The organism is Pseudomonas sp. BBP2017 (assembly GCF_003024385.1).
Taxonomy (GTDB): Bacteria; Pseudomonadota; Gammaproteobacteria; order Pseudomonadales; family Pseudomonadaceae; genus Aquipseudomonas.
The window spans coordinates 113,373-134,902 of record NZ_PVZN01000001.1 but is presented as its reverse complement, the minus strand read 5'-3'; the positions used below and the strand labels follow the sequence as shown (position 1 = coordinate 134,902).

The window sequence follows — 21,530 nt, the reverse complement described above, 5'->3', positions numbered from 1 at the left end:
AGCTGTCGCGATCGGTCTGCGTTTTAGCGGTTAGCGTCGGCCAGGCCAACCTCAATGAAGCGCACAGAACTCTCCATAGCCTGCTGACCTTCTGGCAGCATGGTGGCGTAGAAGTGCCAGGCGTGGAACATCGCAGGCCATACTTCCAGGTTAACGCGAACGCGGTGATCAGCCAGGTGAGTTGCAAGGCGCATTGCATCACTCAACATCAGCTCGTTCTCGCCGATCTGCACCAAGATTGGTGGAAGACCGGTGACGTCCGCGAACACTGGAGAGGCCAGAGGATGATTGGCCAATGTGTCGCCTAGGAATGCTCTGGCGAGGATGTCCAGGACGGGCTTGGAGTTCAGAGGATCCAGCCCTTCACGGTTGCTCATGGAAGCACCGGTGTGTTCAAGGTTCGCCCATGGTGAGATGGAGGAGCCAACCGCAGGCAATGGAAGCCCTTTCGATTTAGCCGCCACCATGACGCTGACAACCATCGCGCCGCCGGCTGATTCGCCAGAAAATGCAATCTTGTTGGCCGGGATCTTCTGCTCAAGCAGCCACTCGTAGGCGCGCAGTGTGTCGTCAATGGATGCTGGAAACTTGTGCTCAGGGGCAAGGCGGTAGTCGGGCATGTACACACGAGCACCGAGCATTTTGGCGTAGTTGCCGCCGATGCCGTGGTATCCGTCTGGACGACCAACAATGTACGCCCCGCCGTGGATGTACATCACCACTGCATCGGTTTTGATCTCGTCCGGAATTACCAGTGTGCCTGGCACTCCACCCATGTCGACTGCTTCAAATTTAACGCCAGCAGGCGCTGGATTTTGCGCGAGCATTTTGGCGTAGGAGTCGCGGATGTCGCTCATTTTTGTGGTGGTATCGATTCCCTTAAGAACGGGTACCAGATCGCTAAGGCTGTTGGCCCAGGTTTGGACGGCTGCTTGGACTTTAGTGTTCATCATGACCTCAATTGATCGTTGGGAGTGGATTAGCTAATTGAGATACTATGCTTAGTATTGGGGAATAGGGTTCCCCATAACAGGTGCTAAGCCGCCCGAACGTTGAGACCACTGAGGCCGTATGGAACTCCATAACCTGAATGATATCGCCGCGTTTGTAAGCTCGGTAAACGCTGGAAGCTTCACTGCGGCTGCGAAGCAACTTGGCCTCACGCGGTCGGCGGTGGGGAAGTCGATAGTGAGGCTCGAGGCTCGTTTACAGGTACGTCTACTCAATCGCACCACGCGTAGTTTGAGCATGACCGATGACGGCCAGGTTCTTTATGAGCGCTGTGTGGGCGTTCTTCAGGATCTGGATGACGTGGAGGATGCCCTTGCGTTTCGTCGTTCGACACCCAGTGGGCGACTGCGGATGAGTCTGCCGGTTGCGTTGGGCAGACTTCATGTCCTTCAGCACATTGAGTGCTGCCTGAAGGATTGGCCCTCCCTGAGCGTGGATATCACCTTTTCTGACAGGCTGGTCGATTTGATCGATGAGGGATTTGATTTGGCCATGCGCATCGGGCCACCCAAGGAAGATTCTCGGTTGCTCACGCGCACCGTGGCCTACCAACAAATGATTACCTGCGCTTCACCCAAGTATCTGGCTGAGCATGCCGAGCCTAAAACGCCTGAGGATTTATCCGAGCACCAGTGCCTGCATTTCGTGAGCGGTGGGAGATTGCTTCCTTGGAATTTTCGCGTGAATGGGAGCTCTGTGCCCGTTACTCATGGTGGAAGGCTACAGATGGACAGTGCTGAGTCATTGCACCAGTCAGCTGTCGCTGGCCTGGGTATCGCGACTCTGCCTTCCTACGTGGTGAACGACGATTTGAGGAGCGGCAAGCTTGTTCAATTGCTCGCTGGGTATGCAGAGGCCGCAGAGCCTATTCGGGTGATCTACCCTAGCAAGCGGCACCTCTCTCCAAAAATTCGACTCTTCATCGACAAGCTCGTGGAGGCTTGGTCACCTTGCCCACCCTGGGAACAGCATTCTGCGGAGGGCATTCACTCTGCCTGACCCGTGAGCGAAGCCCGCGCGGCTAGTCGATACCTAGCATATGCATCGCGTATTCATCTCACTTGAGCATCGACTTCCAGGCGTGGGCACTGCGCCCGTATTCCGTGCATCTGCCAAGGGAGCCAGTGCCACAGAGGCTTAGTGCGCCGGTGTTTTCCACATCCTCAATATGATTGGCGCAGATGCTCATGACTGCGTTTTGTAGGAGCTACTGGCGCTCCTTACGACGAAGCGCACAAGGTCGTTGGTGTCGAGTACCTGAACATGAACCCCTCCGCAGTCGTCGTTGACACCGAAGTGATTGTCCGTGCGCCTGCAAGGTTTTTCGCCGCAGGCATCGGCGACGCCATCAGTAAAAAGTTTGAGGCGCAACAATGTCAGTCTGCCGGAGGTAATAACTCATTTGGTACTCCAGCGTTGAACACTGCATTGCTGCTAACAGAGGCAGTGTTTACGACGTTTATGACCTACGGGTACAGCGCTTACCAAGCAGTAGGCCGGCACGAAGTTATCACCTGATCATTTCTTCCCATGAATACGACCAGGCGCAAGAACTGGTAAACGTAAGGAACATGATTGAGCGGGGCGTCGAAGGCCTACTGTTGGTGGGTACTGAACACAGTCCTGAAATTTATGAAGTACTAACTGCCGCCCAATGCCCATTCATCCTCATTTGGTCGCTAGATGGTGCTCACAACCATCACTGAGTGGGGTTCAGCAATGAGGAGGGGGGGCGATTGATAGCCAAGCGCTTGCTTAGCCTTGGTCATCAAAGTATCGCCATGATCAGTGGAGTTGTTTCTCACAACGAACGGGCAAAATACCGTCTGAAAGGAATCACCGCTCAGCTACTCGAGTCAGGGATCGAGCTTTCAAGTGAACGGATTATTGAGCAGCCATTCACGATTGAGGGAGGGCGCGCCGGGCTGCGGATTGCTATGGAGCTTAACCCCAAGCCTACAGCCATTGTCTGCAGCACTGACCTCACCTGTATCGGAGCGTTGGCGGAAGCGCGTTCCAAAGGGATCGACGTCCCCAAAGAACTATCAGTCAGCGGGTTCGATGATATCGAGTTCGCGGCTGCCTACGTACCAGCCCTGACGACCGTCAGGGTGGCGACTTCGAAAATTGGTATCAGCAGCGCCAACAACATCGTTGCGCTGATCGAGGGGCGCCCACTTGCACGCCGCGAGCGCATACAAATCGAACTCGTCGTCCGAGATAGTACGGCGCCACGGCCTTAGAGCGTTTTCAGGAAGGGACTAAACTCTTGGTGCTTCATTGGCATTGAACCAGCCTGGGCGGTACTCGCTCCAGGTCAGTTGCCAGAATCCCTCATGCTTGCGACGAAGCCGCATCCGGTAATGCGCGCCATAGAGAGGCGTGCCATCTTGCGTGTGTGAGTTTCCAGGAATGACTCTGCCGACAATCATTTCCGCTACACCCTTTTCCTCGTCGGACTTGATCTCCAGCACGTCCGCGAAATGCTGCATCCACGGCCAGGGCCTGCGAAACTCTTTGAAGGAGCCGATGATCGCGTGGCGCCCTTCAATAAGGCCCATCGGTTGGAAATCACCAGCGGCGTCGTTGGTAAAGCAATGAGCAAGCAGCTGCATGTCAGCCTGATCCAGCGCCCATGAGTAACGAGCGTAGGTTTCAGCAATACACTCCGCGCTGGTCACCGAAGCCGTTGAGTTAGGGAAAGCAAGCCATGGCGAATCCAGCTCGCTAACGATGGTCGGGGCTGGGTCGCCAATCCTCCATCCGTCGTCACCTGGTGGAAGCTGCCAGTGAATTGCAAGCGAGTAGTCCCCGGTTACCCAATTCAAGGCAATCAGCACGCTATCGAGGCGCCAGGTGCCTGCTGTCTTTTTCAGAGAGCCTGTGACAGTCATTCCAAATCCGAGCGTGGCCGACTTTGTGGCTTTGCTGATATGGCCATAGGCGTAGAAACTGAAATTGGCGTCGGTTTCTCCACCACCCACATAGTGATTGGTTGCCGTCACTGAAAAGCCATCAGCCTTTGCACGGTCTTGCTGGAAAGCTCTGACAATCTTGCGTCCACCCTCATGAGCGGACATGTGGCTTGTTACCAGCTGGCAATTGTCAGTGAATATATCCCCAGCAGATTCCCAATTACCGCTCTCCCAGGCTTCCAGAAAGGTGGCTATAACGCCCTTAATGTCGGTGCGATCACTCGAGCCGGTCACTGGGTCACCTTCGAGACAGGTTGGCCAATTGGGAAGTGTGGAAGGACATACTCGGCCATCTCCTCCAGGACATCAGATGCTGGGCGCTGTAGGGGTTTTATATTTAAGGCAACGTGCGAAACACCTTCATCCTGCTGCCGCTTCCAGAGCTCCACGAGAGCATTACGCCCGATCCTTATTCCGTTGTAGCCGCGTTCCAGCGGTGTGCTCGGATCCTTCGCCAGATCGAAAAACGTCGCGTAGCCGTATGGTTTTGCATTGCCGGTCTGACTGGCAGAACGGAACTCGCGGATGAGGCCGGGCAAACGATTGAAGTCGCTCAGATGCCAAATCCAGGCATCGGCATTATTGGCTATCCACTCAAGCGTCTGACGGGCCCGGCCTACGACAATCATGGGGAGTCGAGGGCCAACTGGCTTGGGTACCATGTCTAGCAAGCCTTCCAGCTGGCCGAAAAGTTTGGTTGAGACGCTTGGGAAGCTGTTTTCAGTGACTGTCTTAATCAGCTCGAAGCCTTCCCGGTATCGTTCTTCTCTCGCTTCGAAATCAATCCCGAATGCTGGATATTCAATCGGGCGATCTCCGCTGGAGAGCCCTAACAAGAATCGTCCACCGGTGAGCTGGTCAACCGACACAGATTGTTTAGCAACGATCAACGGCTCGCGCAGTGGAAGAACGATTCCTGTCGTTCCCAAAGCAATTTTTTTAGTTACGGCTGCCAAATATCCAAGGTAGACGAAGGGGTCGATCATCTGCCCGGTGTCACCAAAGCTTGGATCGTAGAAGGGCACGTCCCTCATCCATAAACTTGCAAAACCAGCCTCATCCGCGATTCGAGCAAGGCGCTGATGATCCTGCAAAGTAGGGAACGGCGAATTTGGGTAGCCTTCCAGAGGCATGATGTATCCGAAGGTGAGACCTTCGGGTTGGAACACTCGCGAATAGGCTGGGTGAGCTGCAAGCTCGGGACTGAGCTCAAGGGAAGGGCTGAGAGAAGTCATTGCTAAACCTCATTATTTCAAGCCGATTACTACTGTGTAAGCGGCTTTCAGATAAACAGGTCTGCATGGTAGTGAAGGTATTGGGGAAAATGTGTCCCCTCTGATGGGGCGCGATCCACTGGTGGCCGCTATCCACTCAATGAAAAATCTGTTGGGTCAATCGCTTGAACTCTGAATCGCCCCGGGTTTCGTAGACACATCCAAGCCTCATAATGAGGCCCAAATAGGAGGTGCCATGAGTCGTCAGCGTTACCCCGAAGAATTCAAGATCGAAGCGGTCAAGCAAGTGACCGAAAAAGGCAAACCTGTCGCCGATGTCGCCCAGCGCCTGGGCATGTCCGTGCACAGCCTTTACGCCTGGCCGACGTAACGGAGGTTGCACATCTGCTGCATTGCGCAGAGAACGTCGTCTGTGCCGATGCGGGCTATACCGGTGTTGAGAAAAGACCAGAGCATGAAGGGCGGCCAGTGATTTGGCAGATCGCTGCGCGACGCAGTACTTACAAGCACTTGGGCAAACGCAGCGCGCTCTACAAAGCCAAGCGCAAGATCGAAAAGGCCAAGGCGCAGGCACGTGCGAAAGTGGAGCACCCGTTCCGGGTGATCAAACGCCAGTTTGGCTATGTAAAGACTCGGTTTCGCGGCTTGGCCAAGAACACGGCGCAACTGACCACGCTGTTTGCACTGTCGAATCTGTGGATGGTGCGCCGGCAATTATTGACCACTGCAGGAGAGGTGCGCCTGTAGCGCGCTAAAGCCAGGGCAAAGCCTTGGTTTTGAGCCAATTGACGGCTGAAGAATAGGTCTGGCGGCGTCAAATCGCTGCTCATTGCGCGCTCAAGGCAGCTTGTTCGGAGTTTCCCTAAGTTGAGCGCGCCCTAGCTGCATAGGGCGAGTGCTCTGATTATTAGTTTGAGTTCATAGTGCAGTTATTAATTCTTTGTTGTGTCAGTAGTTTGAGGATTTGTAGGCTGGCTTTATTTAGAAATTTGGTAGTAATCTAGTTTAATGACGCTTGCTAAAGATATTTTTTAAAAGTGGATGTTGTAATAGCTACCATGAAGCCAAGCAGTGCAGCGCACGGTAGCAATATCCAGCTAGGATTAAGTGACCAGGGTAGCGATAGGTAAATTACCCAGGGTGCGAGAATCAGTGACAGCAATGTCCTTTTTGCTCTGTGGTAGACAAAGCTACTCTCGCGGCCTGCCCCGAACTTACGAAGGTCACGACGCATCAGCCCGTCGATCGCTCCGGTGATCAACGCGAGCAAAAATAGGGGGGTGGCCAGAGTGAGAACGGCCAGGCGCACAACGAAAGTGAAGACCGTGAACAGGGCCGCCAGCAGGTAATCCTGCATCACAACGTAGACCTGCGCGAACTGCCCCTGCAATGAAGCTCCTCGACTGAGCAGCTTCAGCTGAGTGTCGGATTGCGCCCATCCGGAACACACCACGACCCAGTTGTTCAGGTGTTCAAGTACCTTCGCCGTCGCTTGTGCTGGTTCTTGCACAAGCAGCGAATTCTTGAAGTGGCCACTGAGCCAACCCAGCTCGCTTAGCCACATGGCATGGCTGTGATGCCAGCCCTGCTCGGGCCAGAACCACAGCATGCCTACGAACTCCAGCACGATGGAGAAGATCAGCGAAGCGAACAGCAGGCCGAGCAGGCGCAGACAAAGTTCGAGCATGCCGAAGATGAGGCCCGGACGTCGTTGCACTGCAGGTGGACTGGCTGGGGTGGTAGGCATATCGACTCCACAGTGTTCACATACTCACGGCGCGCTCATGAGGCATGCCTGCGCCCCGGTGGAGGCATCTCGGGATCGAAATCTAACGTTGGTGCACCGCCAGCGCTGCTCCACCAGCCCCCCGCATTGGCGTTGTAGGACTCGCGCATGCGCGTAGCCAGGATCTGAAGGTCCGCCGGCATCGCATCGTCGCTAGCCGGCTTTGGTAGCGGCATGCGCACCTTCCACAATTGTCCTCCCTCCTGGAACGAGAACATCTGGCCCTTGGGCAAGGCGATGATGTGCGCCGGTTCGATTAGGGGCACGGCGGTGGTGGTCACTCGGTCCTGCGAGGAGGAGGTGAAGTCGGTACGGGCATCAGGATCGGCGGTGTCCGTCGCGCCAGAGACCAGGGTGCGGCTCTGCACGTTGACCTTGGGCAGTTGGTTGGTCAGCAGTTCTGCGGTCGCGGTTTCCCGCACCCGCAGCATCTGCAGGGTGTTGAAGTTGCCGATGACCTGGCCGGCCTTGGCCCTGTTGCCGATACGCGCTTCGATGTCGCTCAAGGTCTGGGTGTAGGCGGTGACCTGGATACCGGCGCCACCACCCTTGTTGATCAATGGGATGAACTCATCGCCCATCAGTTCGTTGAACTCGTCGGCATGCAGATTGATGGGCACCTTGTCCGCTGCGCTAGAGGAGCCTGGCAAGCCGTGGTCGATGCCGTGTTTGTAGATGTGGCCGGCGACGGAGACCAGGTCGGCAAACATCGAGTTACCGACGGCAGCGGCGACTTCGGCATCGGACAGCGCATCCAGGCCGACGTAGACAATGCCGCGCTTGCGGATGACCTGCAGCCAGTCGAAGATCGGCCGTGGATCGTCGAGGTCGGTGTAGTTGGGAGCCAGCAGTTGCGCGGTCTTGCCGCTGGTGAGTTTTTCCAACAGCGGCAGCAATGAGGCCACAATCTTGTCGAAGTAGGTGCGGTCGTAGCGCACCGCCGAGCGCAGGCCGTCCATCACCGGGTCGAAGATGCGCTTGGCAGTCAGGTAGTGCTCGATGGCGACCACGCGCTTTTCCCGGCCAATCATGTGCCGCGGTATGTTCTTTTCGTTCAGGCGACCTTCGATCTGCACGATCGCTTCCCAGGCCTGCGGATCATGGCGGGCGAAGAAGTGCTGAGCGTACTCGATGAACAGCGCATCGATGTTTACCACGTGCCGCTGGATCTGCAGATAGTCCGGGCGCCGGCCGAGCTCGATCAGCGCCCGGGCGATGATGTTAACGAAGCGCCAGGCGAACTCGCGAAACGCAGCCGAGTTGCCTTCGCCGCTCAGCTGGCCGGCAATCCGGGTGGCGACTTCGGAAATGCGGCCGAAGCGGCCGATAGCGTTGTAGCGGGCGGAAATCTCCGGCCAGCCTAGGTGAAAGACGTAGAACTCGTGCTCGCGGCCGGCGCGCCGTGCTTCCACGTACATGCGCTTGAGCAGGTCGGCGTCGCCCTTGGGGTCGAAGACGATGACCACTTCCTGGCTTGGCCGGTGGATGTCTTGGGTGATATACACCTCGGCCAGGCGCGTCTTGCCGACCCGCGTTGTGCCCAGCACCAAGGTATGTCCGACGCGTTCGCCTAGCGGCAAGCTGGCTTCCTGTTCCTTCGGCTCGACCCCATGCAGCAGTGGCGAGCCACCCACCGGGGGCAGCGGCCGCACCGGGTTCAATGGGCTGTCCCAGGCGGTCAGGCGGTGCAGCAGCGACAGCCCGGGTGGGGCCTTCTCCAGCAGATGCTCCAGCCGCCGCGCCCATTGGTGGGCGGCCGATTGATTGACGTAGTGGGCCAGTGCCGGGTCCTGAGCCTCGAGCAAACGCTGCGTGTGCAGGCGCGTCCAGCGAAAGCCGCGCCCCATGAACAGGCGCTTGCCGCTTACCGGTATCTGCCGGCTGGTCAGCGAATAGCGCGGCAGGCGGCGGATGTTGCGCCGATAGCGCAGGACAATCCGCGCTTCGTTGAGCCGCTTCAGGCCGAACGCGGTGTAGGCCAGGGCCATGCCGGTCCCTACTTCGGGCGACAGCGCCACGGCCCAGGGCGAGTGCAGGCACAGCGCGCCAGCGCCGACGCAGATGCCCACGGTGTACAGCTCCACGGCAGGGCGCAGCAGGGATTCCATCGCATGCTCACCCATGATGCACTCTCATTGTTCCAGCCCGGTGGGCGTGATCAGCACCGGGTAGTGCTCCAGCTCCAGCCGCTCGGCGATGTCGTCGCCACTCACCGGCCAGATGTTCAGTCCCGGAGCTGCTGCCTGGATGCGGCGCAAGGCCTGGGCGTCGGCAACTTCGACGGCCAGACCGCTGGCACCCAAGTCCTGCAGCGTCTGTGCATGCTGGGCCAACCATTCCAGGGACGCGGCATCTTGCCCGACCAGGAACAACGACGAGATACCTGGCAGATTCAACGCCCTCGGCGGCACGGCACCCGGTGAGAGGCGCGCGCTGTGCACGGGCAGGACCCAGGTCAGCGTGCGGGGATCGGGGAGCTGGCTGGGGGCAGCGAGCGCGAAAACCGTCCACCACAGGCAGGTGCACAGCGCCAGCCAGCGCGGGCGGTTCATGGCTGCGGCCCTCTCGGAGAAGACACGACCGCCTGAACACGTTGCCAGTGCTGGCTGAACTGTCGGCGGTAGCGCACTGCGGGTGTACCGCCAGCAGGCCGGTGATAGCGGCCCGCCGCCACGACCCAGTCACCGCTGTCGGCATAGTGGGCGCGCAGCAGCTCGGCAGTGACGGCTAGGTTGGCGCGTGGATCGAGGGCATCGCAGGCGCTGCGGTAGCGGTCCGGATGGTAGCCGAGGTTGGTCTGTCCCAGCCCGACATCGATGCGCTTGGGGGCGTGGCGGATCAGTGCCAGCTTGAGTGCGGCACAAGCCTCATCACGGCGGGCAAAGCGCTGCGGCGTGCCGGCGACATTCAGGGTCCAGGGCCAGGGTATAAGGTGACCCCGCAGCGACGTACCGCTCTCCTGCAGGGCGATGGCGAACAGTACGGAGGCGGGGATGCCGGCCCGCGCGGCGGCCAACTGATAGGCTGGCGGCGGCAGGGCTCCCGGCTGAGCGGCGCTGACGCCAGTCAGGGCCAGCGCGAGGATCAGTCGAGGCGCTGCCATTTCCCGTCCACCTGCTGGAAGCGCGCTGGCAACGGGCGGCTGGCGCCCAGGGCGAACCAGCGGCCGCGGTCATGGTTGAGCGTCACTTGGCCGTTGTTGACGTGGGCGGGGGTAATGCCCACGTCATGTGCCCATTGGCGCAGACGCCCATCATTCCCCTGGCTGCCGACCAGGTACACGTCGAGGTGCGCGCCGGCACGCAGCCACTGCTGGGTGTTGGTGACGCAGGGAGCGCAGCGTTCCTCCACAAACAGGGCAAAGCGGCTGTTGCTCACCGTAGCGGACTCATCGGCCAGACCCTGCACCGGCAACATGCCCGGGAACAGGCGCACCCAGGCGGCGGTATAGGCCTTCTGGTAGGCCAGCTCACGCTCGGCGCGTTTGGCTTCGAGACGGACCTGCAGTTCGGCGTAGTGATGCCGTTCCTGGTCCGAGTTGGCTTCCACCCCGAGGGTGGTGAGCGGGTCGAGCTGTGGCGACCAGTAGTGGCGGGGCCCAGCCTGCAGGCGCTTGAACTTGGCCCACTCATCATCCGTCAGCCCCCAGGCCTTGGCCCGAGCCGCATCGGATGGCTGCCGATCCAGCCGCGATTGTTCGCTGAACTGCGGGGCAGAGTCGACCAGCTTTGGCACGCTCCACGCCACTCCTGCGAACAGGCAGTTGGGGAGCAGGATGAGCGAGAGGATAGAGAACCGAGCCATAAGCACCTCTTTACGGCAGGGGCAGTGTGCGGTCGCCATGCCCAGGGATGTGGAACACCACTTGGTCCGCGCGAATCGTGCGCAATTGCCAGCTGTTCAAACTGTCGCCCGGTTGCAGCAGGTGCACGGTCGAAAGCGAATGCTTACCTGCGGGCAGGACTGCCACGAACCTGACGTCACCTCGGGTCTCGATACCCAGCAAGGTGAAAGGCGGGGCCAGAGCCTTGGCCTTGGCTTTCTCACTGGTGGAGGCCTGCGGCCGTGCGTTGGCGGCCGCAGGCACAGAAGGACGGGTCGACAGTTTATCGAGCGTTACCTCTGCCGTGGCTAGCCGTTGTTCCAGTGCTGTCAGATCGCTGCTGCTTGGACCTGGCGGTGCTGCCTGGAGCGCCTTCAGCGAGACGGCCAGCTCATCCTGCTGCCGGCCGAGGGCGGCCTGCGCCGCAGTGTGTCGACCTTGCGCCTCGCCCAACGCCATGACCTGCGGCTGCAGCGTCGCGAGCCTGTCACCCAATGCACCGATATCGCGGCGCAGGGCCGGCGCTGGATCGGGTGGAGCATTGCGGGCGGCAGCCTGCAGCTCGGCCAGCTGCTGATGATGGTTGTACGTTTTGGCGGCGAGCACCGCGGCGCCCAGGCACAGGGCGCCCACCACCAGGGCTTGAAAATGGAGGACCTTCATCGCGTGATCTCCAGTGTCGAGTAGGGTGGTGCGGGCGGCGGCACGCGCAGGGCATAGCACACGGTCCGATCGACCGGATCGATGTCGAGTCGCCAGGCCGGGCCGCCGATAATGGTCAACGCGTCCAGCAGTGAGATCGGCCCGAGCTGGTGCTGCACCGCAGGCAGTGGGCGGCGGAACAAGCGATCCGCCGCTGCGCTATCGGCACACAGCGCGTAGCCCGAGCGTTTCAGCACGTGACGCAGGGCTTCACCAATGGAGGCGTGCAGGGCCGGGGCGATCTGCACGTTGACCAATTGATACAGCGGCTGGCGCTGCTCCAGCGTCGGTCGGGTGGTGACCAGGGTGTAACGGTCCTGGCGGCCCCAGGCCGGAATCTGGGTTATCGGCTTCGGCGATGCGGGTGGTTCCGCGGGTGCGGGGGCCGGGAGCGGCGTGCTGCAGCCAGCCAGGGCGATCATCAGTCCGAGGGTGGGGAGTGTGGGTGTGTGCATGACCGGGTCTCGACAAATGTTGTCGATACCATGGCGAAGGCGCGAGTCGTGTCCCCACTGGAAAACCGAATCCGGCGAGCCAGATTTTCTGCCGGCTACCACAAAAAAGCGCCCCGTAGGGCGCCTTGGTCAGTCTTCGGTGAATAGCGGTAGTTCCGTCAGTGGTGCGGCGTCCGGGTCAAAGATCAGAAGGCGAGTGTCCGCCTGGCCTGCCAGCATGAGCAACTGGAGTAGTACCGGCGGGACACGGTCAGCGAGCATCCGCGCACTGACTTCGTCGGCGCTGCAACTGCTGCCGCCGGCTTCAATTTCTGCTACCCAGGGCGTCGAATACAGCTTGCAGCCGACGGCACGGCTGCTGTTGAGCTCGAAGCACTCGAAAAAGCCCGCCGGTGAATTACACCAAGCGCGCACTTGCAGGTACTCGAAGTCGTCCGCAGGCAGGTGAGCGCTGCTGATTTCCCAACTGCGACTTTAGTGCCCGGTGGCAAAGGACAGGTGCTCGATCAGGTTACGCGCGGCTTCCACGTTGCCGAGGTCGCCGATATGCATCGGGCGTCCGAGCTGATTGCCCATGATCTGGTAGAACCCAGTGCTCACCAAGCCGTCGGCCGGGCAGCGCATGCGTAGAAACTCGGGTACGCATACACCATCGGTGATAACCGCGACGTCGTCATCGAACAGGCACGGCTGCAGAATGATGGCCTCATTGGGCAGCTCGTTCTGAGCCGGGTGCAGTGCGCGGTAGCACGGTGGGCAATCGTCGGCATAGCTGATCTGCACGACACGCTCGTAGCGAAGGTCTTGGAAACCGCGAAGAAACGGATTTGGTAGGGAAGGGTGCATGGTGGTTCTCCGAAAGCGCCGAGGTCACCCCGAACGGGCGGTGACCTCATGGGCAAGGTGGGCTGTCAGATCCAGCCGTATTCGGCCAACGAAAGCGGGGTGCCTTCGCCGACGATGATGTGGTCCAGGACGCGTACCTCAACCAAGGCCAAGGCTTCGGTCAGGCGGGTGGTGAGCACCCGATCGGCGCCGCTCGGTTCCGAGCAGCCGGAGGGGTGGTTGTGGCTGAAGATCACGGCGGCGGCATTGTGTTGGAGTGCCTTGATGACCACCTCGCGGGGATACACGGTTGCACCGTCAATGCTGCCGGTGAACAGGATGTCGAAGCTCAGTACGCGGTGGTGGGAGTCGAGGCAGAGAAGGGCAAACACTTCGTGGTGGTACGGTGCGAGCTGCAGTTTCAAGTAGGCCGCGGCATCGGCGGGGGTTATCAGCACCTCGCCGCGCTGGAAGTGACGCTGGTCCAGCAACTGCAGGGCCTCGCTGATCAGCGCATCCTCGCGGGCGCGTTGGGCGAGTACGGCGTCGAGCGGCTCGACCAGGTTCAAGGCGGTATTCATGGGCATTTCCTCGTGAGAGATGGAGCGCCCCCTGGCGGCGTGCCCCAGGCTGGTTTATGTGTGTGATCAAAGGCGCGTGAAGCGATGCCGAGTGCCGTGCAGCGGGCTTTGGCAGCCCTCGCACGGTTGCGTGGAGCAGGCCTCGATACCGGCGCCGGTACGCGGATCGTAATCGGCGCTCAGGGGTAGCAGGGCCTGCAGCTGGGTGCGCATGTGGGCGATGCGTTGCTCGACTTCAGCCTCGCTGTAGTACAACGACAGCGCGCTGAAGTCGTCGTAGGCGACCGCCTGCAGGCAGTCCTCGCAGAGCCAGAAGCTTTCCATGGCGACCTCCGACGTGAATGAACAACAGGCGCTTCTAAGGGCGCCTGCTGCTGGCGGTCAACCTGCCTCAGGCAGACTGACGTGCGGCGGTGGATTTGCGTGCGGTGGTCGGGGTTGGCTGGCCCTGTTCGGCGTCACCGAAGGTGTCCGCTTTTTCCGACTCTGCTGCTTCAGCAGCCTCAGGGGCGGCGGCAGCGTCTGTGCGAGCCGGCGCACGGTAGCTGAACTGGCCATCGACCTTGATCCACTCGATGAAGATCAGTCGGCCTTTGAGGCTGGCGCCGGGTTGCCCCTTGCGCTCGCCTTTCTCGTACATGAAGGGATCGACCCAGAGGTCACCGATGCGAAACGCGATGAGGACTTTGCGTTCAGCGCGGACGTCTTCCAGGTGTTCACGGATCAGCCGGTCGGCTTCACCGCTGGCGACCTTGCAGTCGAAGCGGGTGTACTCGACGTCGTCCGAGGCACCGTGCAAGGCAGCGATGTCACAGGCCATGAACGCTTGGCCGCGGCGAACCGGGACTTCGCGAACACGGTTCAGGTAACCGATGCCTTGGGTGTGCAGGTTGAAGTAGGTGTTGGGGGCGTTATTGCTTGCAGTAGTCATGATGGAGCTCCTGTTCAGCAGAAACGCGGACATCCACCGACCCTGGCGGCTGGTGAGTTCCGCAAGGGGAGGTGCAAAAACGTGATCGGTAGAGAAGGCGCTCATCACCGATGGAGCGGTGACCGTGCGAGCTGCCGAGCGCGAGTCGCACTTGTGGGAGAACCACCCGAAGCGGGCGTAGCCTTGAAGGTCCTGGCTACCTGGGTGCTGTCAGCGACAGCGGTGTACAGTTCATCTATAAAACGCGCTCTAGAGCCCGTCAACCGTGGAATGCGGGCAGCCCGGGCAAGTGGAAATCGGTGGCCTTCAGTGGATTTTCGGCGGCGAAAAAATAGCCCGACGGTCATCAGGCTAGGAGGAGCTGGACCACCCTTGACCCGGCGATGTGGCACCGGAGTCCGTCGCAAACCTCCACTGCCGATCTAACTGGATCAACCGACCCTTGTCGTGGCCTGGGTCGGAATCAACTGGCACGCATCCGCGCACAAAAGGTGCCCAGTGTTTCGCCGGCGGGCACCGGAACTGAGCATCGTCGCCGAAGAGGATGACCCGTGCGGCCTGGTACAAGCCGCACGGGTCATCCACCTGGGAGACTTGGAACGCTGAATAGACATCCGCTGATGCCGTGAGGTGTGGCTCCGAACTCTACGAGTCTGACCGAGCTGCCCGGAGCGAATCGGTCTGGGTCGCCAAGCGGCGAGGGGCTAGATCACTACACCAGCGTTGCGATTTCCCGTCAAGTCAGGTGCTCTTCGAAGGCTTGGTTTTCGCCACTGGCTTGGTGCCTTTGCATTCGGGGTAGCGGATGCACGACCAGAAGTTGCCAGTGCGGCCTTTGCGCTGGCGCATGGTGCTGCGGCACACGGGGCAGAAGGGACCCTTGCTGGGTGGCGGGCGCAGGGTGAGCGTGGCGTGACTGCGCACCAGCCGAGTCAGCCATTCTGCTTGCTTGGCGAGAAAGGTCTCGACGCTCAGCTGGCCCGACTCGATGCGGTCCAGCGCCTGCTCCCACAGTGCGGTCATGACCGGGTCGGCCACCTCTGGTGGCACCGCTTCGATCAAGGTATGCGCCGCCGCTGAGGCGGCCAGGCTGCGTTTTTTCTTGGCCAGGTAACCGTGGTCGATCAGGCCCTGGATGATGGCCGCGCGGGTGGCCTCGGTACCGAGCCCGCAGCTGTCCTTAAGCTTCTGCTTGAGCCGTGGCTCGGCCACCTGGTTGGCAATGGTTTTCATCGCTTTGACCAACGTGCCTTCGGTGTAGGCCTTGGGCGGTTGCGTGCGCTGTGCGTTGAGGGTGGTGTTGATCAGCGCCACCGTCGCGGATTCACGCAACGTCGGCAAGCACTGAGCCTGTTCGGCCGGCTCGTCGCCGTCTGCCTCGTTGATCACCGCCTTCCAGCCGCGAACCAGGATCTGCTTACCGCGGGCCAGCAGTTGGTCCGCCTCACTATGCAACAGTGCCTGGGTTTTCAGGTACTCGTGTTCGGGCAGAAATTGCGCGAGATAGCGGGCGCGGATCAGCGCATAGACCGCCCGTTCGCGTTCCGAGAGCTGGGCCAGGTCCAGCGTGACGGCAGTGGGGATGATGCCGTGGTGAGCCGTGATTTTGCCGCTGTTCCAGGCGCGGGAGCGGCGGCTAGGGTCGACTTCTTTCAGGATTGGCCCCAGCGAAAGCGCGGCCACCGCTAGAGCGTGGAGGATGCGCGGCACCTCATCAAGCATGCTGTCGGGCAAGTAGCCGCAGTCGGTGCGCGGGTAGGTCGTCGCCTTGTGGGTTTCATACAGGGCTTGGGCGATTGCCAGAGTCTCCTGGGCACCGAGCCCGAGCTTGGCCGAGCAGATCTCCTGTAGCGTGCCTAGGTCGAACGGCAGCGGCGGGCCTTCGCGTACCCGCTCGACCTCCACGCTGTCGATCTGGGCGGTGCCGCGCTCGGTGAGACGCTTGAGTGCTTGCTGCGCGGCGGGTGAGTCGATGCAGCGTCCGGCGACGTCGCAGGCTGTGGCCGGGGGTTGCCAGCGCGCCTGAAAGCGCATCCCGTTCTGCTCCATTTGGGCATCGACGGTCCAGAAGGGCTGCGGCACAAAACTCGCGATCGCCCGGTCGCGCTCGACCACCAGGCGCAGGGTTGGCGTCTGCACACGGCCCACCGGCAGCAGGCCATCAAAGCCGACGCGGCGGCCTAGGAGGGTGAACAGCCGGCTCAGGTTGATGCCGACCAACCAGTCGGCACGGGAGCGGGCCAGTGCACAGTGGTATAACGGCAAGGTCTGCTCCCCCGGACGCAAGCTGGCCAAGGCCCGGCGGATCGAGGCCTCATCCAGCGCGGAAAGCCATAGGCGCAGGATCGGCCCCTGATACTGGCAGCGCTCGAGAATCTCCCGAGCGATCATCTCGCCCTCGCGGTCGGCGTCGGTGGCGATGACCACTTCGCTACAGGTGCGGAGCAGTTGGCTGATCACCTTCAGCTGGCTGGCGACCTTGGGTTTGGCCACCAGTAGCCAGCGGCTGGGAATGATTGGCAGATCGTCCAGCGACCAGCGTTTGTAGTCGCCATAGGCTTCAGGAGGCGCGGTTTCCAGCAGATGGCCGACGCACCAGGTGACGGTGATGTTCTGGCCCTGCAGGCAGCCATCGTCGCGCCGGCTGGCCTGCAGCACCTGGGCGATGTCGCGGGCTTGGGATGGTTTCTCGCAGATGAACAGGCGCATACGCGGACCCTCTCGGTGGGTACCGACAGGGTGGGGGGGCGGTTGGGGAACGCCAGGGTAAATCCGAAGATGCCGAACTCATAACGGCGGGCGAGTGTGACTTGCGCTGTGCAAGGTGGGTCGCCAGGGATTGCAGAAACTCCAGGGCAAACTGCTTATCCGCCTCGCTCAGTTCCTTGATGATCGAGGTGATCTGTACGCCCAGGTCTTGTGACCGAGGACTGATGGTCAGCAAGAGCTCATCGGCGGGGCAGCCGTACAGGTCGGCCAATTGCAGCAGCGTACTCACTGAAAGCTCAACCAAACCACGTTCCAGGCGCGACACGGCTTCGCCGGTAACGCGCAGGTGCTCGCCAACCTGCTCGTGGGTCAAGCCACGCGCACGGCGATACTTTGCCAACTGGCGACCAATGAGATGTGGGCTAGGCTCTTTGACTGGCAATGAGGGCGCTCTCCAATTCGACCCATATGGTTGACTAGCCACCCAAAGTTATGAACGCCTCAAAAGGTTGACTGACTACCCTTTGAGGCGTATTACCGAAAAATGGTGTTTGACTCGCCCGTCAACGCGGAGGCGACGAATTGCACGGATCACACCAGAGTGAGGTAGATGCGTTAGCGGCCAAGGTATATGAGCTGTTCATGGCCCCCCACCTGGAACCGGACAATCTGGAGGCGCGTGCCCGGTTGATCGCCTGGGTTCAGGTACACCCGGCGCGCTGGCGGGCCTTCCTTGCCCTAGACCAGTGCTTGGTGGAGGTGAAGCAACTGCTGGAGAGTGAGCAGCGCGGGAAAGCTCGGCGAGATTGAAGAAGCTGCAGCAGCCAGTGCTGCCCGCCGGGTAGGCTGCCCAAATTCAGCGATACCGCGCTGCGGGCGGCGATTCCACTGAGTTCCACGCGCTTACCCGGTCTTGCGCGGCGTTTTCTTGCCACCTCCTTTGCGCGAAGAACTGGCGTTGTCATTGGCCTTCTCGCGCATGGACACCGAGGCCAGGCGGTGCGGCAGGATACCGATGCGCCGCGCCTCGACCTTGAACGTCACCCGCGCGTTGTCCTCGCTGTCCTCCCATTCCTCTTTGACCGTCCGGCCCTCGACCAGGATGCGCATGCCCTTCTGAAACAGCGTGCTCCAGTGTTCGGCGTCGCGGTGCCAGAGCTCGACGGGCGCCCAATAGCCGCCGCGATCCTCGTAACCGCCTTCGCGCGGCACCGGGTTGTCGAAATAGACATTCAGCCGTAGCAGGCGCCGCGGTTCATCCGGGTTGGTGTTGAACTCCTGAAACTCCGGAACACTGCCGATGTTGCCTTCACCTACAAAGAAAGTACTCATGCGTGCTACTCCTCGGTGCGGGAACGGGTAAGAGCGAGCTCGGCGGCCTCAAGCTTGCTGACACCGGCGATGACCTGGCGATACAACGACTGCAAGCTGCTCATCTGCAGGTTCAGCACCACGCGGTTGGTCTCCAGCTGATACAACGCCTGCCGCAGCTCAAGGTGCAGACGCGGATGAACCATTGCCTCCTGCCACACCTGCACGCCCATGCGCTGAAAGTCCGGACTGCGCCAGCGCAGGAACTCAGTGCCCGTCGAGCTGTGCTGAGCGACCAGTCGCAGGTCCAGCAGCGAGAAGGGTGGCTGCGCCATGATCGCGAGCATCACCCCCATCAACTCTGCGATCTGGGTGCGCAGATGCAGGATCGTCTCGGCGAACTGCTGCAGCTCCCCCTTACCCTTAAAAGGCTTTAAAAGGCCTTTTAGGGAGGCACCTTGTGCGAACTCGCGATAGGCATCGGCTGATAAACGCCGGGCAATTGCTGCGGCCAGGTTCATGCGTCACCCCCGTCGCTCGGGGCGTCCGGCGTAGGTTGGTCCTCGGCTTCTGGTGCATTGGGGCCTTCAATCTCCGACTGAGCGTTGCTGCGGATGATCGGCGGAGCGAATTGGGAGCGGCGGGCACCTTCCAGAATGTCCTGCGGTGGGATACCGAATCTATCGATGGCTTCGCGGGCGCGGGCGTTGTTGGCGGCCATGTCGTCCCGACTCACCCCAGCCAAACGGTAGCGCTGCGCCAGGCCGAACAGACTACGCAGCAAATGTGCACCGCCATCGATCCAGGTTTCCATGTTGACCCGGCCGATCAGCGCCGTGTGGTGGGCGAGCAGCACCCGCCGGATCAAGGTGTCGTAGTCGGTCAGCAGGTAGATCGCGAGAAAGCCTAGCTGGCTGCCGATGAACAGTGGCAGGGTGACGGGATGGATGTTGAGGTTGTCGCCAACATCGACCTGAGTCGGCAAAGCGCGTTCGACTTGGCTGACCTGCTGGGTCAGCGTGAGCATTTCTGCCCTGGCCTGCAGCAGCTTTTCCTCCAGCTGAAGGATGAACCAGTCGGCGTACGGATCGTCCTGGCCGCTGGCCTGCTTGAGCAGGTTGGTGACCGCGATGTAGCCGGGCATGCCCAGGATCGGGTGCACCCCGTCGCGGCCGCTGCGGCCCTGCCACAGCCGCGCCGCATGGTGGGTGTGCAAGGTTAAGGTGATGCTGCTGCGTAAAGAGCCCAGGTTGAGCTGGTAGTGATCGGCCATCGCCAGTACCTCATTGTCGGAACGACGCTGACGATGGGCTGATCCGGCAAGGCCGATGCGAATCAACGCGAAGCTGGGTCGTTCGTATTTTGCCGGTAGTGGATCAAAGTGGATTTGATGGCAGTGACATCAATTCCACAGACGTCCAGCACCTAAGGTGCCGTACCGCCCCCCCGGCAGCGTTGCTTCAGTTCCTCCAAGTACGCGAGAGCAAGCGGGGAGGCACTGCGTTGACCGTTGCGTCGTGGTCGCTCGCTGGCTGAGTCCGACAGGGGCTTCGGTTTCGGCACGCGGGAAGGCACGCTCGCCGGTTGCGTCGCTTCGGCGCGGGCGGCCCACAGCGTGAACTCTCCTTGGCAGGCGCGCTTGATCAAGCCCATCAGGTAGGCGACCGGCTTTCGGATCTCGCCGCGGGCGCAGCGCACTGCCGCTTCGTTGATGACCGCTTGTTGCTGTTCAGGCTCGAGCTGACGCATCGCCTGGATGGCCATGCGCCGCTCGGTCGGGTTGAGTGGTAAATCCTCGGGCCAACGCGCTCGGCCAAACTCCACCTGCGTCAGTACTGTACTTTTTTTGCTTTTGTCTTTCCGTACTGTACGGCCGCCATCGGCATTCCGAACTACAGCTGCAACTGGCGCATTACCGCAGGGATCGAAATCGGTGGGCGAGGCGCTCGGATTCCGAACGGGGTGGTGCTGGCCGGGTTCGGAATCTTCCAAATCTGTCAGCGGCAACGCTTGCTGTTGTGCCGCAGGAGACGGTGAACTGAGTCTGTCCTTGTCGAACTGCGTGACCTGCGGGTCGGCCTGGATTTCCTCAATCACATGCTGCGCCACATCACGCACCCCTTTGGTGCCATGGGTGAGGTTCTGCTGCAGCAGCGCCGCATAGCCGGCATCCAGCTCCAACTGCTCGGTCGGGGTCAACGGATCGCCGTGTAGCACGTAGACGCAGCCACGCAGGCAACCTTGAGCATCGCGCGAGCGGTCGACCAGGCTGAGCCAGCGGGTGGTCCGCAAGACGTTGAGCGCACGGGCGATGGTTTCTCGCGACGCCTGAGTGCCACAGGGACTGGTCGCCAGGTAAGGCTGCAGGTCCTGATACCGTGGCGTTTTGACCTGGCGCTCGGTGATCAACCAGCGCAGCACCTGCCAGGTGTTGCGCTCCAGTGGTGTCAGCCGACGATCGAGTAGCAATGCTTGCGGCAATGGATTGTTGTCGCCGTAGTAGATCGTACGCAGCGCAGGCTCCGCAGTAGAGGCAGCTCGTTGGGCCTGCGCCGCCTGCCACTCGATACGACGCCGCAGCGCGTCATAGCACTGGCGCACCACATCCTGCCAGTCGACCTGATAGAAGCTCAGCATGGCTTACCTCCGTACAATTCTATTTGCTGCCAGACCAGGGTCAGGCTGACGTGTTGCTCCTCGGCGAGCATCATCATCGTGTCCAGCGGATCGTTGTCTGGATCTTCTGCCCGCAGTTGGCTCCAGCGGTTCCAAACCGCATGTTCTTGCGCTTCGCTGAGCTGAACCGGTCGGCCGCGGTGAGTCTCGATCTTCAGAACGCGGCGACGCTGTGCGGTTTCCGAATGGTCCAGGCCAAAGCAGCGGTACATGATGTTGGAGCTCGCACACAGCTTGAGCGCCCGGTTGATCAGGCGCTCGTTTTGCTCGTCGCGTTCGGCTTGGACGATGAGGCGACGCAGCACGGTGGTGTCGACCTTGACTTCGACCCAGGCGATCGACGAGTGCGCCAAGTGGGACAGAGTGGTCGGCGGCAGCGACTGTAGGACCTCGATGTCTTCGTCGGTCAGGCCCAGGGCTTTGCAGCGCTGCAGGCGGCCATGGCGCAGCTCATGCAGCACCTGATTCAACATGGCGTGGTTCAACAAATTGAAGGTCGTGCTCATGAGG

At 60.8% G+C, this 21,530-nt stretch carries 24 protein-coding genes and 3 pseudogenes; 5 read left to right on the top strand and 22 right to left on the bottom strand.

Going from position 1 to position 21,530, the window contains the following annotated elements:
* Window positions 1–23: 23 nt before the first annotated feature.
* Window positions 24–950 carry an alpha/beta hydrolase gene (locus tag C6382_RS00630; protein WP_178082721.1) on the bottom strand — a complete coding sequence of 309 codons (927 nt, stop codon included), beginning with the start codon at window positions 948–950 and terminating at the stop codon, window positions 24–26.
* Window positions 951–1,071: 121 nt separating this feature from the next.
* Between C6382_RS00630 and C6382_RS00625 the strand changes: the two genes are divergently transcribed.
* The 3 genes from C6382_RS00625 (at window position 1,072) to C6382_RS00615 (ending at window position 3,254) form a co-directional block, all read left to right on the top strand.
* A complete protein-coding gene (locus tag C6382_RS00625; RefSeq protein ID WP_107022641.1) occupies window positions 1,072–2,010 on the top strand; it encodes a LysR family transcriptional regulator in 939 nt (312 codons plus the stop codon).
* Between the two features lie 192 nt (window positions 2,011–2,202).
* Window positions 2,203–2,529, top strand: coding sequence for an iron-containing alcohol dehydrogenase (locus C6382_RS00620; protein ID WP_256588912.1), 327 nt, complete (start codon window positions 2,203–2,205; stop codon window positions 2,527–2,529).
* A gap of 218 nt (window positions 2,530–2,747) precedes the next feature.
* Window positions 2,748–3,254: a substrate-binding domain-containing protein gene (locus C6382_RS00615; protein ID WP_107022640.1), complete on the top strand. Its 507-nt coding sequence runs from the start codon at window positions 2,748–2,750 to the stop codon at window positions 3,252–3,254.
* 18 nt (window positions 3,255–3,272) lie between these two features.
* Here C6382_RS00615 and C6382_RS00610 read toward each other — a convergent pair whose 3' ends face one another.
* A complete protein-coding gene (locus C6382_RS00610; protein ID WP_107022639.1) occupies window positions 3,273–4,220 on the bottom strand; it encodes a nuclear transport factor 2 family protein in 948 nt (315 codons plus the stop codon).
* A complete protein-coding gene (locus tag C6382_RS00605) occupies window positions 4,217–5,221 on the bottom strand; it encodes an LLM class oxidoreductase (protein WP_107022638.1) in 1,005 nt (334 codons plus the stop codon). Before C6382_RS00605 ends, C6382_RS00610 begins: the two co-directional genes overlap by 4 nt.
* 235 nt (window positions 5,222–5,456) lie before the next feature.
* Here C6382_RS00605 and C6382_RS00600 point away from each other — a divergent pair.
* Together C6382_RS00600 and C6382_RS00595 are read left to right on the top strand one after the other, a co-directional pair.
* Window positions 5,457–5,582 (top strand): annotated as a pseudogene (locus C6382_RS00600) (transposase); the annotation flags it as partial.
* Window positions 5,579–5,968: pseudogene (locus C6382_RS00595) on the top strand (transposase); the annotation flags it as partial. The pseudogenes C6382_RS00600 and C6382_RS00595, both read left to right, overlap by 4 nt.
* 271 nt (window positions 5,969–6,239) lie before the next feature.
* Here C6382_RS00595 and C6382_RS00590 read toward each other — a convergent pair.
* From C6382_RS00590 to C6382_RS00500, 19 genes and pseudogenes are all read right to left on the bottom strand, one after another.
* Window positions 6,240–6,968 carry a TIGR03747 family integrating conjugative element membrane protein gene (locus tag C6382_RS00590; protein ID WP_107022637.1) on the bottom strand — a complete coding sequence of 243 codons (729 nt, stop codon included), beginning with the start codon at window positions 6,966–6,968 and terminating at the stop codon, window positions 6,240–6,242.
* Between the two features lie 35 nt (window positions 6,969–7,003).
* Window positions 7,004–9,130 carry a type IV conjugative transfer system coupling protein TraD gene (gene traD / locus C6382_RS00585; RefSeq protein ID WP_107022636.1) on the bottom strand — a complete coding sequence of 709 codons (2,127 nt, stop codon included), beginning with the start codon at window positions 9,128–9,130 and terminating at the stop codon, window positions 7,004–7,006.
* 9 nt (window positions 9,131–9,139) lie between these two features.
* Window positions 9,140–9,559, bottom strand: coding sequence for an integrating conjugative element protein (locus tag C6382_RS00580; RefSeq protein WP_107022635.1), 420 nt, complete (start codon window positions 9,557–9,559; stop codon window positions 9,140–9,142).
* Window positions 9,556–10,110, bottom strand: coding sequence for a transglycosylase (locus C6382_RS00575; RefSeq protein ID WP_107022634.1), 555 nt, complete (start codon window positions 10,108–10,110; stop codon window positions 9,556–9,558). Before C6382_RS00575 ends, C6382_RS00580 begins: the two co-directional genes overlap by 4 nt.
* Window positions 10,092–10,811, bottom strand: coding sequence for a TIGR03759 family integrating conjugative element protein (locus C6382_RS00570; protein WP_107022633.1), 720 nt, complete (start codon window positions 10,809–10,811; stop codon window positions 10,092–10,094). Before C6382_RS00570 ends, C6382_RS00575 begins: the two co-directional genes overlap by 19 nt.
* A gap of 10 nt (window positions 10,812–10,821) precedes the next feature.
* A complete protein-coding gene (locus C6382_RS00565; RefSeq protein ID WP_107022632.1) occupies window positions 10,822–11,493 on the bottom strand; it encodes a hypothetical protein in 672 nt (223 codons plus the stop codon).
* On the bottom strand, window positions 11,490–11,987 hold the full coding sequence (locus C6382_RS00560) for a PilL N-terminal domain-containing protein (protein WP_107022631.1): 498 nt from the start codon (window positions 11,985–11,987) through the stop codon (window positions 11,490–11,492). The genes C6382_RS00565 and C6382_RS00560 overlap by 4 nt, the downstream gene beginning before the upstream one ends.
* A 129-nt stretch (window positions 11,988–12,116) precedes the next feature.
* The gene (locus tag C6382_RS24235; protein ID WP_256588869.1) at window positions 12,117–12,401 is read right to left on the bottom strand and encodes a hypothetical protein; all 285 of its coding nucleotides are present in this window, start codon (window positions 12,399–12,401) and stop codon (window positions 12,117–12,119) included.
* A 60-nt stretch (window positions 12,402–12,461) separates the two neighbouring features.
* Window positions 12,462–12,833, bottom strand: a complete 372-nt coding sequence (locus C6382_RS24230; protein WP_256588868.1) for a hypothetical protein — start codon at window positions 12,831–12,833, stop codon at window positions 12,462–12,464.
* A 65-nt stretch (window positions 12,834–12,898) separates the two neighbouring features.
* Window positions 12,899–13,393, bottom strand: coding sequence for a JAB domain-containing protein (locus C6382_RS00550; protein ID WP_107022630.1), 495 nt, complete (start codon window positions 13,391–13,393; stop codon window positions 12,899–12,901).
* A 66-nt stretch (window positions 13,394–13,459) separates the two neighbouring features.
* Window positions 13,460–13,717: a hypothetical protein gene (locus tag C6382_RS00545; protein ID WP_107022629.1), complete on the bottom strand. Its 258-nt coding sequence runs from the start codon at window positions 13,715–13,717 to the stop codon at window positions 13,460–13,462.
* 67 nt (window positions 13,718–13,784) lie between these two features.
* Window positions 13,785–14,324, bottom strand: coding sequence for an STY4534 family ICE replication protein (locus C6382_RS00540; protein WP_107022628.1), 540 nt, complete (start codon window positions 14,322–14,324; stop codon window positions 13,785–13,787).
* 741 nt (window positions 14,325–15,065) lie between these two features.
* Window positions 15,066–17,033, bottom strand: a complete 1,968-nt coding sequence (locus tag C6382_RS00535) for a DNA topoisomerase III (protein WP_107022627.1) — start codon at window positions 17,031–17,033, stop codon at window positions 15,066–15,068.
* A 247-nt stretch (window positions 17,034–17,280) separates the two neighbouring features.
* Window positions 17,281–17,517: pseudogene (locus C6382_RS24225) on the bottom strand (helix-turn-helix domain-containing protein); the annotation flags it as partial.
* 419 nt (window positions 17,518–17,936) lie between these two features.
* Window positions 17,937–18,365 carry a single-stranded DNA-binding protein gene (locus tag C6382_RS00520; RefSeq protein ID WP_107022625.1) on the bottom strand — a complete coding sequence of 143 codons (429 nt, stop codon included), beginning with the start codon at window positions 18,363–18,365 and terminating at the stop codon, window positions 17,937–17,939.
* Window positions 18,366–18,370: 5 nt separating this feature from the next.
* Window positions 18,371–18,865: a DUF3158 family protein gene (locus tag C6382_RS00515; RefSeq protein ID WP_107022624.1), complete on the bottom strand. Its 495-nt coding sequence runs from the start codon at window positions 18,863–18,865 to the stop codon at window positions 18,371–18,373.
* Complete coding sequence (locus C6382_RS00510; protein WP_107022623.1) at window positions 18,862–19,617, bottom strand: PFL_4669 family integrating conjugative element protein; 756 nt, start codon at window positions 19,615–19,617, stop codon at window positions 18,862–18,864. Before C6382_RS00510 ends, C6382_RS00515 begins: the two co-directional genes overlap by 4 nt.
* Window positions 19,618–19,769: 152 nt before the next feature.
* Window positions 19,770–20,981 (bottom strand): STY4528 family pathogenicity island replication protein, encoded by a 1,212-nt coding sequence (locus tag C6382_RS00505; RefSeq protein WP_107022622.1) that lies wholly within the window; start codon window positions 20,979–20,981, stop codon window positions 19,770–19,772.
* Window positions 20,975–21,526, bottom strand: a complete 552-nt coding sequence (locus C6382_RS00500; RefSeq protein WP_107022621.1) for a DUF2857 domain-containing protein — start codon at window positions 21,524–21,526, stop codon at window positions 20,975–20,977. The genes C6382_RS00505 and C6382_RS00500 overlap by 7 nt, the downstream gene beginning before the upstream one ends.
* Window positions 21,527–21,530: the final 4 nt, after the last annotated feature.